At 44.1% G+C, this 16,572-nt stretch carries 16 protein-coding genes; 7 read left to right on the top strand and 9 right to left on the bottom strand.

What is annotated here, in order from left to right; all coding sequences use genetic code 11:
- Window positions 1-75: 75 nt before the first annotated feature.
- Together Q4592_RS00765 and Q4592_RS00760 are read right to left on the bottom strand one after the other, a co-directional pair.
- The gene (locus tag Q4592_RS00765; protein WP_303508554.1) at window positions 76-990 is read right to left on the bottom strand and encodes a dienelactone hydrolase family protein; all 915 of its coding nucleotides are present in this window, start codon (window positions 988-990) and stop codon (window positions 76-78) included.
- Between the two features lie 111 nt (window positions 991-1,101).
- A complete protein-coding gene (locus Q4592_RS00760; RefSeq protein WP_303508553.1) occupies window positions 1,102-1,530 on the bottom strand; it encodes a GFA family protein in 429 nt (142 codons plus the stop codon).
- A gap of 352 nt (window positions 1,531-1,882) precedes the next feature.
- Here Q4592_RS00760 and Q4592_RS00755 point away from each other — a divergent pair, with 352 nt between their 5' ends.
- Window positions 1,883-2,812, top strand: coding sequence for a polysaccharide lyase family 7 protein (locus Q4592_RS00755; RefSeq protein ID WP_303508551.1), 930 nt, complete (start codon window positions 1,883-1,885; stop codon window positions 2,810-2,812).
- 89 nt (window positions 2,813-2,901) lie between these two features.
- On the opposite strand, the gene Q4592_RS00750 is transcribed toward Q4592_RS00755, so the two are convergent.
- Complete coding sequence (locus tag Q4592_RS00750; RefSeq protein WP_303508549.1) at window positions 2,902-3,960, bottom strand: hypothetical protein; 1,059 nt, start codon at window positions 3,958-3,960, stop codon at window positions 2,902-2,904.
- Window positions 3,961-4,145: 185 nt separating this feature from the next.
- Window positions 4,146-4,691 carry a GNAT family N-acetyltransferase gene (locus Q4592_RS00745; protein WP_303508547.1) on the bottom strand — a complete coding sequence of 182 codons (546 nt, stop codon included), beginning with the start codon at window positions 4,689-4,691 and terminating at the stop codon, window positions 4,146-4,148.
- A gap of 145 nt (window positions 4,692-4,836) precedes the next feature.
- Here Q4592_RS00745 and mepA point away from each other — a divergent pair, with 145 nt between their 5' ends.
- Window positions 4,837-5,682, top strand: coding sequence for a penicillin-insensitive murein endopeptidase (gene mepA, locus Q4592_RS00740; RefSeq protein ID WP_303508545.1), 846 nt, complete (start codon window positions 4,837-4,839; stop codon window positions 5,680-5,682).
- Window positions 5,683-5,760: 78 nt separating this feature from the next.
- Here the strand turns inward: mepA and Q4592_RS00735 are convergent, their stop codons facing one another.
- The gene (locus Q4592_RS00735) at window positions 5,761-6,558 is read right to left on the bottom strand and encodes an SDR family NAD(P)-dependent oxidoreductase (protein WP_303508543.1); all 798 of its coding nucleotides are present in this window, start codon (window positions 6,556-6,558) and stop codon (window positions 5,761-5,763) included.
- A gap of 135 nt (window positions 6,559-6,693) precedes the next feature.
- Entirely contained in the window at window positions 6,694-7,851 is a 1,158-nt protein-coding gene (locus Q4592_RS00730) for an Ldh family oxidoreductase (protein WP_303508541.1), read from the bottom strand.
- 306 nt (window positions 7,852-8,157) lie between these two features.
- On the opposite strand from Q4592_RS00730, the gene Q4592_RS00725 reads away from it, so the two are divergent.
- Together Q4592_RS00725 and Q4592_RS00720 are read left to right on the top strand one after the other, a co-directional pair.
- Window positions 8,158-9,771, top strand: coding sequence for a transmembrane adenylate cyclase (locus Q4592_RS00725; RefSeq protein ID WP_303508538.1), 1,614 nt, complete (start codon window positions 8,158-8,160; stop codon window positions 9,769-9,771).
- A gap of 122 nt (window positions 9,772-9,893) precedes the next feature.
- Window positions 9,894-10,598, top strand: coding sequence for a pseudouridine synthase (locus tag Q4592_RS00720; RefSeq protein WP_303509128.1), 705 nt, complete (start codon window positions 9,894-9,896; stop codon window positions 10,596-10,598).
- Between the two features lie 15 nt (window positions 10,599-10,613).
- Here the strand turns inward: Q4592_RS00720 and Q4592_RS00715 are convergent, their stop codons facing one another.
- From Q4592_RS00715 to Q4592_RS00705, 3 genes are all read right to left on the bottom strand, one after another.
- Window positions 10,614-10,892 carry a DUF6356 family protein gene (locus Q4592_RS00715; protein ID WP_303508535.1) on the bottom strand — a complete coding sequence of 93 codons (279 nt, stop codon included), beginning with the start codon at window positions 10,890-10,892 and terminating at the stop codon, window positions 10,614-10,616.
- Between the two features lie 214 nt (window positions 10,893-11,106).
- Entirely contained in the window at window positions 11,107-12,336 is a 1,230-nt protein-coding gene (locus tag Q4592_RS00710; RefSeq protein WP_303508533.1) for an MFS transporter, read from the bottom strand.
- Between the two features lie 54 nt (window positions 12,337-12,390).
- Window positions 12,391-13,551, bottom strand: coding sequence for an arginase family protein (locus tag Q4592_RS00705; RefSeq protein ID WP_303508530.1), 1,161 nt, complete (start codon window positions 13,549-13,551; stop codon window positions 12,391-12,393).
- A 192-nt stretch (window positions 13,552-13,743) separates the two neighbouring features.
- On the opposite strand from Q4592_RS00705, the gene Q4592_RS00700 reads away from it, so the two are divergent.
- From Q4592_RS00700 to Q4592_RS00690, 3 genes are all read left to right on the top strand, one after another.
- Entirely contained in the window at window positions 13,744-14,748 is a 1,005-nt protein-coding gene (locus Q4592_RS00700; protein ID WP_303508528.1) for a hypothetical protein, read from the top strand.
- Between the two features lie 194 nt (window positions 14,749-14,942).
- Window positions 14,943-15,311, top strand: coding sequence for a hypothetical protein (locus Q4592_RS00695; RefSeq protein WP_303508525.1), 369 nt, complete (start codon window positions 14,943-14,945; stop codon window positions 15,309-15,311).
- A 167-nt stretch (window positions 15,312-15,478) separates the two neighbouring features.
- Entirely contained in the window at window positions 15,479-16,570 is a 1,092-nt protein-coding gene (locus Q4592_RS00690) for a hypothetical protein (protein WP_303508523.1), read from the top strand.
- Window positions 16,571-16,572: the final 2 nt, after the last annotated feature.

Here is a 16,572-nt window from a genome sequence, read left to right as displayed (position 1 = left end):
AGCTACCGTGGCAAGCAATTCTAGAATAAAAAGGGCTTTGCTAACATCAATAAGCAAAGCCCTAGATGGGATTAATTAAGCTAAATGCTGCTTAAAGAAAGCGATGGTTCTGTTCCACGCTAGCTCAGCATTGTCTTTGTCATAACGGCCTGTGGAGTCATTATGAAATCCATGATTGGCTTGCGCGTACATATGCATGTCAAAGTCGACGTTATTGGCCCTTAAGTCTTGCTCGTACTCAGGCCAAGTAGCGTTTACCCGTTTATCTAACTCAGCTAACTGAATCTGCAGCGGCGCTTTAATGTTGGCTCTTAACTCTTTTGCAGCAGGGGTGCCGTAAAACGGTACGCCTGCATTAAGCTCGGTGCCCATGCGCGCAGCCAGCATGTTCACCACATAACCACCAAAACAAAAACCAACTGCACCTAACTTACCGTTGCTGGCAGAATGACTTTTTAGAAAACTGGCGGCAGCTAAAAAGTCTTGTTCAATTTTGGCGCGGTCTAAAGATTTTTGCATACTGCGCCCTTCATCATCATTGCCAGGGTAGCCGCCTAAACTATGTAACGCGTCTGGTGCAAAGGCGATAAAACCATCTTTCGCTAAACGTCGCGCGACATCTTTAACATAAGGATTAAGCCCTCGGTTTTCATGAATAACCAAGACCACAGGAGCGCTTCCTTGCAAGTTGGTAGGCATCACTAAATAGCCACGCCCTTCTCCATACCCTTTGGGGGAATCAAAAGTCGCAAACTGCGCTTTTATTTCTGGGTCGTTAAACGATACTTGTTCCGCCAAGGCATAATTAGGTAACAAGGCTGACGACAACACCGCCATAGAAAACCCCACAGCCGCTAATTTAGATAAGCGCGCTAAAAAAGTACGGCGGTCAATAAGGCCATGAGCATACTCGTCGTACCAATCAAAAGCCTCTTGAGGAATGGCATACTGTGGTTTGCTGTGTTGCTGTCCTGTCATTGGTGTTTCCATCACTTGCTCCTACCCTTTGGTTAATGTATTACTTTAGCTCAATTAAAAGTACTTAGTATTACTTTACAAACTATCACTTCGATCACTTAAGTTAGGTGACCCAATATCCATTTATGCTTTGGGTTTACGCGGTGGTAATGCAGCAAATTGCGGAAGCTGCTGGCTGTCGACAAACCAAGGTGCCTTGTGGGCACAAAAAATATTCTGAATCGGTTCTATGTTGGGGTGCTGGTCTAAGGTACCGGCTGGGATCACCATAGTTTTGCCCGTTTTCGCTAGCCAAGGCAAAGACGAACCACAAGTGCGACAAAAGGCAGTAGCAAAGTACTTAGTGTGCTCAGGTTGATAGCGCTGAACCTTGTCTTCACCGGCCAACCACCGAAATTGGCTGGGCAATACAAACAAATTAGCAGCATGGGCACTACCAGTAAATTTGCGACATCGAGAGCAATGACAGTATTGAAAAATGCCTAAATTGCCGTTTATTTGGTAGCTCACCTCTCCACATAAACAGCTCCCCTCTATATCGGTTTCTTGCATACATCCCCCTTGGTTTCCTTGCCTACTGAACTACGCTAAGTGTAGCGAGTATTACTGAGGCAGCAGTGACTATATGCTTCTCCCAAAAAACTTTAAATACCTTATCCGAACGACGCTATAGCGCTAACAAATGATGCTAATAGTGTTTCAGTACTGGGCTTAACAACGTTATTCCAAGCCTAGAACCTTGCTTTGAGTTTGATACATCAGCTCAATTAAACGCTGATAGATTGAATCAAGACTGTTTGATGTCTCATTTAGCACAAGCTCTCATTGACCTCGGTTTTTAACCAGAGGTATCTTGGTGTTATTGTAGTACAAAATATCAATCTAAGTAATTGAAGGTGAGCTTATGAAAGTAAAAACTCTTGCTGTTATGATGCTAGGAGCTTTAAGCACTAGTGTAGCCGCTGCCAATACCACGCCAGCAGAGGTGCTAGACCTATCTTGTTGGAAAGTAACGTTGCCAGTGTCTTTAGACAATGGCGATCGCCCTACTGAATTCAGTGAAAAAGAGATCGCTAAAGGCGCGATGCACGCTGATTACTTTTACGTAAATGAAGCAAAAGATGGCGTTGTTTTCCGTTCTCCTGTTCAAGGGATAAAAACCTCTAAAAACACGAAGTATGTTCGCTCAGAGCTTCGTGAAATGATGCGTTGCGGCAACACCAGCCACAAAACAAAGGGCGTTAACGGTAACAACTGGGTATTTGGTCACAACGAGTCAGTAGATTCATTGAAAAATGCAGCAGGTGTGGATGGTAACTTAAAAGCGACTCTGTCTGTTGACCACGTAACCTCTACCGGTGAAATTTGGCAACAAGGCCGGGTTATTATTGGTCAAATTCATGCACCCGATGATGAGCCAGTTAAAATTTACTACCGTAAACTGCCTAACCATGAAACGGGTTCGGTATGGATAAGCCACGAACCAAATGGTGGCGATGATATTACCTTCCCAATGATTGGCCCAACTAAACCAAATTACTGGAAACAAAAAGATAAAGACATCGCTAAGTCATATGATGACGGTATCGCTTTAGGCGAGAAATTCTCTTACGAAATTGACATTAACGGCGCTGATATGACGGTAACGATTAGCCGTGAAGGCAAAGCCGATGTAGTGCAAAAAGTAGATATGCAAAATTCTGGCTACGGCTTAGAAGACCAATGGATGTATTTCAAAGCGGGTGTATACAATCAAAACCGCTCTGGTGACCCAGAAGACTACGTTCAAGCAACGTTTTACAGCTTAGACGTCACTCACGGCGCGGCTAAATAAACACTAGCCATTGTAGCTATACAACCAATAAAAAAGCGCGTTGAAGTTAAACTTTCAATGCGCTTTTTTCTATTCGGCCATAATGAGCGCTAGAAACGTTTACCCACACTAAAGCGGAATAAGTCGGCATCATCTTGGTGACCTTTACGGTCAATCACCCGACTAATACTCACCCCAAAGTAACCATCTTCGAAAAATGACCAATGTGGGTAGTAATTAGCACCAAAGCTCACAATGCCTTTCAAATCATAAGCGCTAGTGTGTTCAACCTTATCCACGACAAAGTAACCACCACCGCCCATTCGGCCTTCAAAGTTGTTACCCAAAGGAATAATTTTCCATAGCTGTGTGGTAAATCCGCTACGGTCTGTTGCGCCGTTGTAGCCACCCTCATCAATGTAACCCAGTGATAAGGCGAGGTTGTTATGGAAGCGCTTGGCCATATCTACGCTATAACCCACCTTGGTTTCAGGTCCGCCATGATTAATTTTTACATTCATCACTGAGGCCCAAACATCATCAACCCAGCGATAGTGTGCTTCTCTTGGCTGGTAATCTGAATTATCGATATCCCAACCCACACCAATCAATAAGGAGTTGCCGTTTGGTCGTGCAGACATAAGATAACTGTTTAACTGCAAGCGCAAATGCGCGCTATCGCTAAAGCGCTTTAAGGGATAGATAAAGGCCAATGTACTCATCGCCCCTACCCTTTTTTCGTTTAACTCTAAGCCTGTTTCATCCACTGTTGTGTCGAAAGACATATACGGGCCAGCACCCACTTCTAAGCGAAAAGCATCTGAAGGCACATACACATAGGTAGCGTGAGCAGAAAACCCATCTCGATGATGGTTATATGGGTGACCTTCATTGGCGTGAATTAAATCGACCCGCCAGTTACGATGAAAATGCTGGCCAAAACGAATATCAAAAGAGCGGAATTGTTGCTTCTCTTGTTCTTCTGTTGCGCCGTCATCTAGATGGGTAATACCACTGCCACCAGTAATAGAGAAATAACTATCTGCACTGGGCTTAAGCAAGGTTTTAGCGCTAACCGGAGCAACAGTGACTAAAGCACTAAGGCTAAGCAATAAACAACGAACAGTGAGGGTTGATTGAATAAGAGATCGAACAGAATAGATAGGCATCGGCTTTAAAGTTTAGTAAATACTTAAATAAATATGTAAAACAGCAGCTTAGCTGCTATTGAGCGAAGAGCTAGCCTAACCTATAAACCAAAGTAATATCAGCAAAACGACCGAATGAATAGAAAACAGGCGCTTTTAAGCCATGTTCAGTACATTTTGGCGAAGATCGTAGTGACCCGGCCGTTTTATTCTCTATTTTCGCTATTTCTTAAATGATAGTGATAAAACTGAGCAGTGTTATCTGCACCGCCTTGCGTGGAAAATCCTAGCTTATTTAGTAACTTTTGAGAGGGAGTATTATCTTGGCTTACGCCTGCAATAACAGTAGTAAATTCTCGCTCCTGCTCCGCCCAAGTAATAAACCCCTCTAGCAGCTCTAGCGCAAAACCTTGCCGCCAATAATTTTCACCCAGTAAGTATCCTAAATGCGCGCGGCTTTGGTCATCAGGGTAAACAAACATAAAGCCAATCATCTGTTGATCACTCATTTTCGTTACCACAAACAAGCGACTGCCTTGGCTCACCTGTGTTAACCACTGCTCAGCCTTACCTAAGTCGGTTACGTTCTGAAAATAAGGTGGCAACTCACTGGTTACTGCTGGAGTGAGTAACTCCACAGCGCGCAACATAAGCAAAGGTTTGTTTGTTGCAATGTAAGCGGCATCAGCAGCTTCCACATAGAGTCGCTTGGTACTGTAAATACTCAAGTTTGGTATAGGCGCATTGCTCACAACATACTCCTAGTTATCTTCACCACTTCTTTGTACAAGCCCTTCATTGAATATTCTCACCCGACCAACGCCATGCCCGCTACACTAAGTGATAGATTTGTTTAAGCGGATAGTTGCTATCAATGTTAAGGAATAAAGGCGCTAAATGAAATTGTTAAAGGTGACTGTTTCACTACTCATATTGCTAACTTGCAAACCAACACTTGCGCAAAACAACCCATGGGAAGCAGCCACCAGCACCTATAAAGCACCCGCTGCTGCAATTGGTTCTTATGCAAATGGTTGTTTAGCCGGTGCACAAGCGTTACCGCTTGAGGGCGAAGGTTATCAAGTTATTCGTAGCCAACGCCAGCGCTACTATGGGCATCCCAATTTAGTGAACTTCATCAGTGATTACGCCAAACAACTGAAACAACAAGGTATCAACAATATTTTGGTGGGTGATATGTCTATGCCACGCGGCGGCCAGTTTAATTTTGGCCATAGCAGCCATCAAATTGGCTTAGACGTAGACATTTGGCTCAAACTTGAAAACGATACACTCAGCGCTAAGCAACTGGCTAAACCATATGCGGTAAGCGTAGTAGACAAAAAACAGCTAACCATTAATAAAAGCAACTGGAAGGGTGAGCATAGAACCATGCTTAAAGTTGCCGCTCAAGATGAGCGAGTTGCGCGTATTTTTGTCAGCCCTGTGATTAAAGAGCAGCTCTGTAATCAACGTACCGAGCAAGACGATTGGCTGCAAAAAATTCGCCCTTGGTGGGGGCATACTTCGCATATGCATGTGCGATTAGTGTGTCCTGCTGGCGATAAACAGTGCAAAAATCAGAAGCCGATTGCCAAAGGCCATGGCTGTGACGAGTTAGATTGGTGGAAAACCCAACTTAGTAAGGCCCCTACTCTTAAGCCCGCTAAAAAACCAAAGCCGTTAAAAGTAAAACCGCTACCCTGCGAGCCCTTGGTGCAAAATTTACAAGCAAAGCAATAAAAGAGCTTGGACTAAATAACCAAAGAAGCGAAGCCCTTAATCGATACTTCGCTTTTATTTACTGCGTTAAATGGCTAACTACAAACCCGGTAACATTCCGCCACCAACCGGCATCGCTACCCCCGTTACATAGCTGGCGGCTGGGCTCGCTAAATAACTTACGGTATCAGCGATTTCACTCGGCTCAGCTGGACGCCCCATCGCAATACCTGCATTCTCTAGTTTAGCGGCCTCTTCAATGCTTATACCTTCTGCTTCCGCTAAGCCCTTATAAGCTTGCTGTAACATGTCGGTGGCGATAGCGCCGGGGCACACTACGTTTACTCTCACTCCTTTGTTTGCGTATTCAAGCGCGAGTTCCTTGGTAATACCCACTAAGGCAAATTTGGTTGCCGTATAGGGATAAGGCATACCCGATAAGGCACCTAAACCGGCTAATGAAGCAATGTTTACAATAGCCCCAGCGCCTTGACGCACCATATGCGGCAGTACGGCTGCACACATTGCCATGGTGCCTTTTACATTTACCGCATAGTTGGCATCCCAATCTTTACTTTGGTTCTCTAGAAACACTGGAGAGCCAGCACCAACACCGGCGTTATTAACCAGTATATCTACGCTGCCGTAATGATCTATCACTCGCTGAACTGCTGTATTCACCTCAGCTTGCTGAGAGACGTCAACAATCACACTGATTACTTCAGCACCTTGGGCAGTGAGGTCATCAACCACCAACTGCAAGCCTTCTGCTGAACTGCTTCGCCCGGTTAAGGCTATTTTAGCGCCCTGTTTAGCCAGTTTTAACGCAATTGCTCTGCCTAAACCTTTCATTTTTGTTGCGCCCGTTACAATGGCGACTTTACCTTTAAGCGTCATAATAATCCTCTGATATCAATGGAAACTAAATGCAAATAGTCTTCAATTAAGGACTTAAAACGAAGCGCTCCCTGCGCTCCTCAATCTATCCCTCGACTGTATTTAAGTTCTCGCACGAGACCGTTATTAATGGGTTTACACTGTTGCGTCTTCAGCAACTAATAATGCGTACTCTTCACGTAATTTCGCTTCATTTAAGCCGTATTTCGCTGCCGTTTGTTCAAAGAACGGTGTCCAATGGCTAGCAAGTACTTCCACTTCTTCGGTTTGTGCTTTAAGGCTGTAGTAACCTTTTTGCCCTGGCATACGTGGAGCACCTTTTCCTGGTAGTGGCTGAGTTTGTTGCACCGCTTGAGTAAAGCGATCGGCCTTAGCCAGTACCTCACCAATTGGCCCAAAGTGGCTTGGGTCGATAGCGATGTAATAGCTCCCCCCTACTGATGGTTTGTCGGCATCGCCATTTAAGTAATCAGTCAGCGTTGGCATTTCAGGCGCAATCACCCCTAATGGGTTAATAATTGCCGTTAGTGCTTCGTTCCACAGGTTTAGTGAATACACTCTAGGGTCGGTCAAGTTTTGGTAACAAGATTGATCAAATACTCGGCCATAACCTTCTACAGGTCGCGCATAAGGCGCTAAATCGTTACCTAGTTCACCGGTGTTTGGGTCAATCACTGTATTGCTTGGTACTTTGGTGCCTTGTAATACCGCTTGAGCGGTGTGGCCGTCGTACCATTCACACAACTTAACGCTGGTCCAAACGGGCGCTTCTTTACCCGACGGGGCAATGGCATCAAATGGTGGTACCGATAGCACATTGCCCATTCCGCCATATGGAGAATTCATCGGTACACTGTTGTTAGACGTTTGAGCAAACATATTATGTTGATGAGCCATCCATGCATACGAGCCAAAACTACCGGCGTCGTTATGGTTGCCGCCAAATACAATGGCAATACCGTATTTTTTAGCTTTAGCAATCGCCAATTCGGCCATTTTGGTTACAGTCCAGTAACCACTAGAGCGTTTACCATCAATCACAGCCCAGCTGTCACCTTCTTCTACAACTTCTGGCTCAGCCTTTATGTCTAACTCGCCAGCTTGAAAGGTTAAATCAATCGCTTCGTACACGCCTAGGCCTTGATTCAATTTACCTTGACGTATGCCGGTCATTAATGCGCTAGCCACTGCGTTTGCGTGTTCCTCACTGGCACCGGTTGCTTGCCATACGCGCTTTAAAGAAAACTCCATGAAACCCGCATTAACTGATTTGGTTTGAACTTGTGTGCTCATAATCTGTCTCTCTATTAGCTAAAAACAATGTGTATTTGTTTGACGGAAGCCAGTTTACTCAATGGCTAGAAATCTCGAAGTTACACACTGGATCCAAGCCGGAATAGATTAAAAATCACGTATAAACAAATACTTAGAAGTGACCATTTAGAGGTTTTTTTAGGTAACAATAAGTAACAGCAGACAACAATTCCCTAAACAGCAACTAAGCTATTGTTAGCAAAGGTTTTGCTAAGCAAGGTGCTACTTTTAGGCGCCTATTAATGGCAGAATGAACTCAGCATAATAAGAAACAGGTGATAAACAGTGGCAAACGGCAAAAGTTTAGATGTAGCAAATCAGCAGCATCAGATACTAATACGCGAGCAGCTAGAACGAATTATTGAAAGCAGCGTATTTGAGCAAAGTCCAAAAATGAAAGAGTTACTCAGCTTTTTGGTTGAGCAAACTTTGCAAGGTAATGGCGACCGCCTTAAGCAGTTCACCATTGCCATTGAGATCTTTGACCGAGGCGTTGATTTTGATCACCAATCAGACCCCATTGTACGTATTCAAGCAGGTCGAGTGCGTCGCTCTTTAGATACCTATTATTTTACCGAAGGTGTTAATGATGCCCTGTACATAAATATCCCTAAAGGCCGTTATGCCCCTAGTTTTAAACTACGCAGTGAAGAAGACCTTTCACCTACACCAGCGGCACAAACGCCTGTTACGAATAAGGCAGAGAGCTTAAGCCCTAGCCTAACGGTGTTGCCATTTTTGTCTTTAGCAGCCGATGATCAGCAACAGTTTTTTGCCGACGGCTTTGGTGAGGAGCTTGCCACTGAATTGTCTCGTTTCGACAGTTTAAACGTGGTGTCTATGTATGCCATGGGCGATACCAACTTCGACATAAAAACTGCTGCCGATATTAGCCAAGTAGGGAAAGAGCTAAACGTATCTTTTATTACCACCGGCACCATGCGTGCGCTAAACGATAAAATGCGCATTCACGCTCGTTTATATCGCGCAGACACAGGCCAACAAATTTGGGCTGAAAAATACACCTGTGATATGTCTACTCAAGATTTGTTTGACGCACAGGACCAAATTATTGCCGAGATAGTGGCAGAACTCGCGTCTAGCTTTGGCATTATTCATCGCGAGATTTACCAAAGCTGCAACCATAAAAAAGTTGAGCAATTATCCACTTACGAAGCCACCTTGCGTTACCGCCATTATTTAATGACGCTGAACAAAGAGCACTATCAACCGGCTTTAGCGGCGCTGCAACAAGCCACCCAACAAGAGCCCGAATTTGCCCTTGCTTGGGCAATGTTAGCGGTGTTGTACATAGATGCCGACCGACTAGCAATGGCCAGTATTCCTAATGCAGTTGAACTGGGCTTTGACTGCGCGCGTAAAGCGGTTGAGTTAGAGGCTAATAACCCTGAGTGTCAAATGGCCTTAGCCATGGCTTACCAAAGCAATGGTGATCAACAAGGTTTAATTGCCGCGGTAAACAAAGTGGTAGAGCTTAACCCTAATGCGGCTTATCAAGTAGGTTTAGCGGGTTGGGCATTGTGTTTAGCCGGTGAATTTAATCAAGGCCGAGCTTTACTAGCGAGCTCTAAAGCGCTGAATCCGTTCCGCCCACCGTGGTTTGCTTTAGCCGACATACTCTACTTTTATTCTGAACAAGATTTTGATCAGGCCTTAAAAGCCTTAGATCAATTCTCTTTAAGCCAACTTTACTGGCAACCATTGTTAAGAACCATTCTGCACTTAGAAAAAGGCGAATATGCGCAAGCAAAATCGGCTTACTTAAAAGTGCTAGAACTTTGCCCTGACTTTAAGCAAGCCAGAGAGCAGTATCTTAGCGCCTATATTGTTTGCCCTAAACTTAAGCAACAAATGCTTGCCTCATTAGACCGCTTATAAGCCCAAGCAAAGCCTGTTTTAATCGCGTTAAAGCCCAGCTTTGCTGGGCTTAAAGGTATTCAAAAGCAGTGTATTTGGTTACACTCGCGAGCTATTTTATTCAATTCACCCTCTATCTATTTATGCGCCTGGATAAGTTTATTTGTAAAAGCACTTCGCTAAGCCTGCTACAAGCTAGGGAAGCGATAGAAAACGGCCAAGTACACGTAAACCAGCAATGTGTTTTGCATGTAAATACACAGGTACATGAAAACAACCATATTAGTTTGGCTGGCAAGCAACTCTTTGCTCGCCCTTCTCGCTATATAATGATTAACAAACCGGCCGGATGTGTATGCTCTAATGTTGATGAAGCTTACCCCTCGGTTTTCACCGCGGTGGGCCTCCCCTTAGATGACCAACTGCATATAGCAGGAAGATTAGACGCCGACACTACTGGTTTAGTATTAGCCACCGACGATGGCCGCTGGTCATTTTCTATCACTCGGCCAGAGCAGGCCTGCCTTAAGGTTTATCGGGTGAACCTAAGTAAACCGCTAACTCCACAAGCCATTCAAGCCTTAGAAACTGGCCTACAACTGCAAGGTGAACCACAACTCACTCGCCCTGCGGTGGTTAAGCTGATATCGAATAAACAAATCTTACTGAGTATTAGCGAAGGCAAGTTTCATCAAGTGAAACGAATGCTTGCGGCAGTTGGCAACCGCGTGACCGCCTTACACCGACAACAAATTGCTGATATTTGCCTTAACGTTGAGCCTGCCAGTTGGCGAGAGCTAAGCTCAGCAGAGGTCGCCTGTATTAAACAGGTGGAAAGCGAGAAGTAAAGTTTACTCAACGGGCTAGATTTCAAAATTGAAACTGTTTACCTGAATTTCACTGTCAGGTGTATGACTTGATGCGTTCACTTGGCGGTTTTTTAGCATGCTGTCGTGCAAAGCCTGAATCTGTTGGCTGCCCGTTTTAACAAAAGCAAAGGGCAATACAGCATGTACTAAACACACAACTGCTGCAAAAAATAGTCGCAAAGAAAAACGCCCTGCAGTCATTAAGTGCTGAAAATAACTCTCGTTAACACTACTGGGATGCTCGTTAAAAATTCGAACTAAATGTGACCACATAATTCAACCTCTATTGATGTTAATACCTTGTTAAAGAGTAATTCTTAAACCAGACAAAAAGTTTGCTTATACATAGCTAATACGTGACAAACACAGAAATTGATTTCACTTAAGACGATATCTTTAGAAAGCGCCGCTAATAAACAGCCAAAAATAAAAAAGCACTCACAGCGTAACGCCATGAGTGCTTAAATATATTGTCGCAAAGTTGTGGTTAGCCGTTAAAACTAGCTCGGTGCATTTCAACTATTGGTTTAGCACGCATACACTGTAATCCCAATAACAAGGCGATAGTGCTCACCATAGCAACTAACCAGGCCAACGAGCTCCAGCCAAAAGCATCGGCACTTATCCCACTAGCAAAATTGCCTAATGCATATGCCCCGGCAATCGCAAACATTAATAAACCTTGAGTCATGCCAGCGCCAGCTCGCGAAGCTTTAGCGGCAATCGCCGGTTGCACCATATCTACAGTGGTAACGCCTTGCAAATACGCCACATACAGTGCCAAAGGTAAGTACGCCGCATTATTGCTGCTTAATGCTAGTACCACTAAACCCAGCATCACAAAAACTTTCACTAATACTGCGAGTAGCCATACTTTCTCCCCGCCCACTTTTGCCATGGTTTTACCCACTAACGACAACAATACCAAGCTCACCACCGCCGATACCGACAAAGCCATAGCCGACGACGCTGCGTGTATTGCGAACACTTTGCCCATGTAGTTGGGAAATTGACCGGTAATAATTCCCTGACCTATCGACACAAAAAAGATAGCCAGCAAAATTAAACCAAAACGAGAGAAAACGATCTGTTTAATTCCACCGGTTCCACTTCCACCTTGCTCGACTTGATCAACCCTAATTCGAGAAGCAGCTTGTTTATTGGTGGCGGCGGTAATGATTAAGGCAACTAAAGGCACTGCAAACATTACTGCAAAGCGTATTTCAAACGATACGCCTGCCTCGGTTAATGCAGCCAAACCCACCCCCGCAAGTAATGAACCTACAATAGCGACCTGATTAAGCACTGTAAGTTTAGAGGCTTCCTCTTCTGCGTCATAACCCCCGGAGACGATAAACGCCGGGTTAATCATCAGAAGGGAAGCGGAACCTAAACCCAGAAAAACCGAAGCAATAAGATGCAGCGCAAAGCTTGCACCAGAAGCAGCAAAAAGCAATGCTGCAATGGCAATGGCGGCCAATCCAATTAGCTGTGCAGCTCGATGCGCACAATACTTGTCAGCCAAGCCTCCAAGTAACGGCGCCAATAAACCCGATAAACCCAATATTCCCATCGCCAAGCCCACTTGCGTAGCGCTGCCAGTTTGCTCATAAATAAAAGTAGGGACGAGGATCGGGATAAACACCAGCTGAATAACCCCGTAACACAAATGCGCGGTGTACCAGCCTTCTAAACCCCAAAAACGTGGTGTTTTCATATATAACTCCTAAGCGGGAAAAACAAAAAGGCGACATTACTGCCGCCTCATTCATTACAAACTGGCTTTGCCAAAGGCTTGTGGCCATTCTGTTTTACGTTTTTCACCGTTACGCTTAGCAGTGCAGTCGGCTAACCAGCAAAGCAGCTTCCAGCTAATACCCGCAGCAATGTAACCATCACGCTTAGAAATGTCATGCTGTGGTGTGTATTCCACCACGTCGGCCCCTACTAAGTTAATGTTACCGTGCTTACGCAAGTAACGAATAATATCCCACACTTGGCGTGACTTAAGGCCAAAGGGTTCAATCGCCGAGTTAGAGGCATTGTCTGTGGCATCTAATGAATCAAGATCAAAGCTAAAGTAACAAGGGCCATCACCAACTCGTTGTAAAATACGCTCGGCGATCTCGGTGGTGCCTAAGTCGAACACATCGTCAGAGGTATAGGTTTCAACCCCAAAGTTTTTAGCATGGCCGCCGACTAAAGCTGTCATTCGACCACGAATGCCCATGGTAATCATGCGTTCAGGATCTAGATTCCCTTCAGCAAAGTTACGAGTAAACTGGTTGCCCGAATGGTACGGGTATTCAAAGTCAGCAAATGTTACCAAGTCATAATGCGCATCAAAGTGAATCAAACTTAATGGGCCAAACTTTTTACCTAAAGCCGCAATAGGTGCATAGCTGGTGGTATGGTCGCCGCCCCAGGTAAAGGTAACGCAATCGTCTTCCAGTACAATTTTTTCGTACTCTTCAACAATTTTTTGCACTTCATCTTTCATATCAAACTGGCCGTAAGTATCAATATTGCCGTAATCAATAATGCGCGCATCATCAAACGGAATATCCCAGCCACCGGTTGGGCTTGGCTCAATAGTACCCATGGCGTTTTTAGAAATTTCGCGCAAGGCCTTTGGCCCATATTTGTGCGAGCTATTCATAGGCGCGGCTTTTTCTAAAGGCTGCCCTACCACCACAATATCGGCATTCTTGGTATCGCGAGAGAACGGCGCCATAAATGCACCTAAGTATTCTTTGTTTAGGTTACCCACTACCTCAAGCCCAACACCGCCCATTTCACTAATGCGTACTAAGTGTTCCATCACGTCTTGATCGATACCATCGATGCTCTGCGAATTCATCCATAAATCTTGATATTTAGCCAAACGCTCAGCTGGAATTGGCGGATGCTTTTTAAAAGTAGATGTAGTCATAGTGTAAATCTCCGGTTTAAATCAGCGATTAAGCAGTTGGCGTAACGCTGTTTTGTTTTGACGGAGCCATTGTGGATTTTTGAGCAATCGCAAAGAAGTAAGTTACTGGAGTAACCCGGTGACAAAGGGTAACAAGAGAATGTGATAACACCATAAGATCATGTAAAAGCTAATGTTTTTAAATGAATAGCTTTGACAAGGCTAGTAACAAAAGACACACTAACTGACTGTAAAGTTAAAGGAATAACGGGTTATGCCAAGGGGCCAAACATCATCTTAATTAAACACTTAGCGCTAAGTTTGCTAATTTTAGGGCTAACCGCCTGCGCAGGAAACTTAATCCAAATTAAGCTAAAAGTGGTTGACCAAGATGGCCACCCTGTTAAAGATGCTAAAGTGGTTATGAACTTTATGTTAAGCCAAGGCAGTAACGATTTTGATGGATTAACGGATAAACAAGGTGAAGTTAGCGCACGACGAACCAGTCAATTTGGTGCGATGATAGGCATATACAAAGACGGTTATTATCCTTCCAACATTAGAAGAACCAGCCGTGGTGACCAAAACCTCACCATCGAGCTGCGCAAAAAGAAAAATCCCACCGCTATGTATGCCAAAAAGCTAACGCTTCGCTTCCCCAAGAAAAAAACCGCGATTGGTTTTGACTTTGAGCAAGCAGATTGGGTTACACCATATGGAATGGGAAATACTGCCCATATTCTCTTTTACTTAGAAGGGGAATATGTAGATTATGATAATAATAACAATGAGCTAAGGGTATCCTTTACTAATGTTGGAGACGGCTTAATTAAACTAAATAAAGCTACGACTAACTCCGAATATCTATTCCCCTATCAAGCCCCCGACTCACCTTACTCTAGAACCCTTGCTTTGAAAAAGAGCCTATCTTCAAACACTAAAACTATCACAACCTATGATAGTTCAGCTTTAGGTTACATTTTCCGAGTCAACACTAAGCTAAACAGTGAAGGTGAAGTAATACATGCAAATTATGGAAAAATATTGGGGGAGTTTTTCTCATCAACAAAACAAAACAAAACCAAAGGTAGAGAAAATGGTTTTGTTAGATTCACCTACTACTACAACCCCGCCCCCAACGACCGCAGCTTAGAGTTTGATTGGCGCCAAAACCTTTTTCACGACCTAGTACACGAAGAGAAAGTTAAAGCGCCTTAAAAGCGCATCACCCTCACTCGCTGAAATAGCCGGTGGCTAGTCGCTTCGCTGTTATAACAAAAACAAACGAACATCTATAAATTTGACGCTATTAACAGTAAGATTTTGTTATTCTTCGTATTTATCAGCTTAACATTTTGATAGAAAAGACAATGAAGTTGATGATTAGCGCGACAGGTAGCTGAAGGATCTGCATGCCAGCACCTAGCATTACCCTATTACCAGAGCCATTCGTCACCGAGCTTGCCCCTAAGCTCTTTGGCGAAGTAGCCCTAGAATACTTACTATCTCTTTACCCAATCATTTGCACGCAAAGCATCAGTTATCTATTAACCGAGCAATCTACCTTGGGCATAAAAGACTTAGTTAAATGGCCTTCAGAAATACGCGGTGATGATATACCACGCTTTGTTCGTAGCTTAATGAGACAATATTATACTTTTGCTCAAGAGCCCCATCAAAGCCAAAATCTTGAACAACGTTTAACGGTGGTAGAATGGCTATTAGGTGATGAGTTTACGCCGCGTAGAAACTGCTCTCGATCCCCAGCGATAGGCGAGTGAACTGGGTGATTGCGCCCTAATACAATTCTACTTCCATTTAACTAAATATTCTCCTAACCACTCCATAACTAGGACTAAGAAATAGCATATAACTAAGGTTGTCAATTGTGACTGTAACATGATGTAATTAAATAAATTAAACATAAAGAGTGTCGAGAAGGAAGTAAATGTTAGCTAAAGGATTAAAACGGATTTCGCTTATTGCATTACTCTTTACAATAAGCCATGTGCATGCGACTAAGTTTGAACCCGATAATGACTCTATATTGGTCTTTGTAGGACAAGACAATGACACCGTTGGTGGACATGCTGATTACCGCAATGGCTACATAGATCATTTTGGTAAACCCGCGGGCTTAACCCACTATGTTTATTTTGGTGAGGGCGGGACCCTGAACTTTGAATTAGATAAACATTCCTACACCTTTGCTACTGGGCGTATTGACGGCCTAAATCATAATGATAATTGGGGTGCCGGCCCAATGTGCTTAAAATGTTATCTTGATAGCCCTGAGCTTAAAGATATGATGGTACATATTGCTATATCGATGCAGACAGATGCAGAAAAAAAAATCAGCACGGGTAAACTAGATCATTTATTAGACGAATTTAGTACTTTTATGGCTGCCTACCCCGAGCGACAATTTTTCCTGCGGATAGGCTATGAATTTGATGCCCCTTGGAATAACTATGATCCTCAAGCCTTTCAGCAAGCTTTTCGCCGCATTGTCGATCACCTACGCAGCCGAAACATTGATAACTTTGCCACCGTCATGCAGTCCAGCACTATGCATATTCCCGCCAAAAAATGGAAGCAATTCTGGCCCGGCGATGACTATGTTGACTGGATAGGCTATGCGCTATTTAGACCATTAAGTGCTGAGTCTAGCGCCAATCCCGTTGCGCATCGCTTAGCTAAAAGCAAGAAGCTTCCGGTGTTTGTCGCTGAGTGGGCCGCTCACGACTATGATACTTCCAACCCAAACCCAGATAGGGTGTGGCGTTTCTTTGAATGGAGTCATAACTTCTTTGAACTTAACCAGGGATTAATTAAAGCAGTGTCTTATATCAACACTGACTGGCCAACTCAACCGATGTGGAATGTAGAGCTGTGGAAAGATCACCCCTTTGGTCCTTGGCATAATTCACAATTACAAGCTAACCCAAACTTAATGAAGCGTTGGACAGAATTAATGGAAACGGCTCGCTACATACACGATCCTAAACAAGCTCGAAAACTAACTCTTCGGTCAGAATAACA

The sequence above is a fragment of the Agarivorans sp. 1_MG-2023 genome, from assembly GCF_030548385.1.
Classification (GTDB): domain Bacteria; phylum Pseudomonadota; class Gammaproteobacteria; order Enterobacterales; family Celerinatantimonadaceae; genus Agarivorans.
The sequence above is the reverse complement of the archived record's forward strand: the minus strand, read 5'-3'. Positions and strand labels throughout refer to the sequence as shown.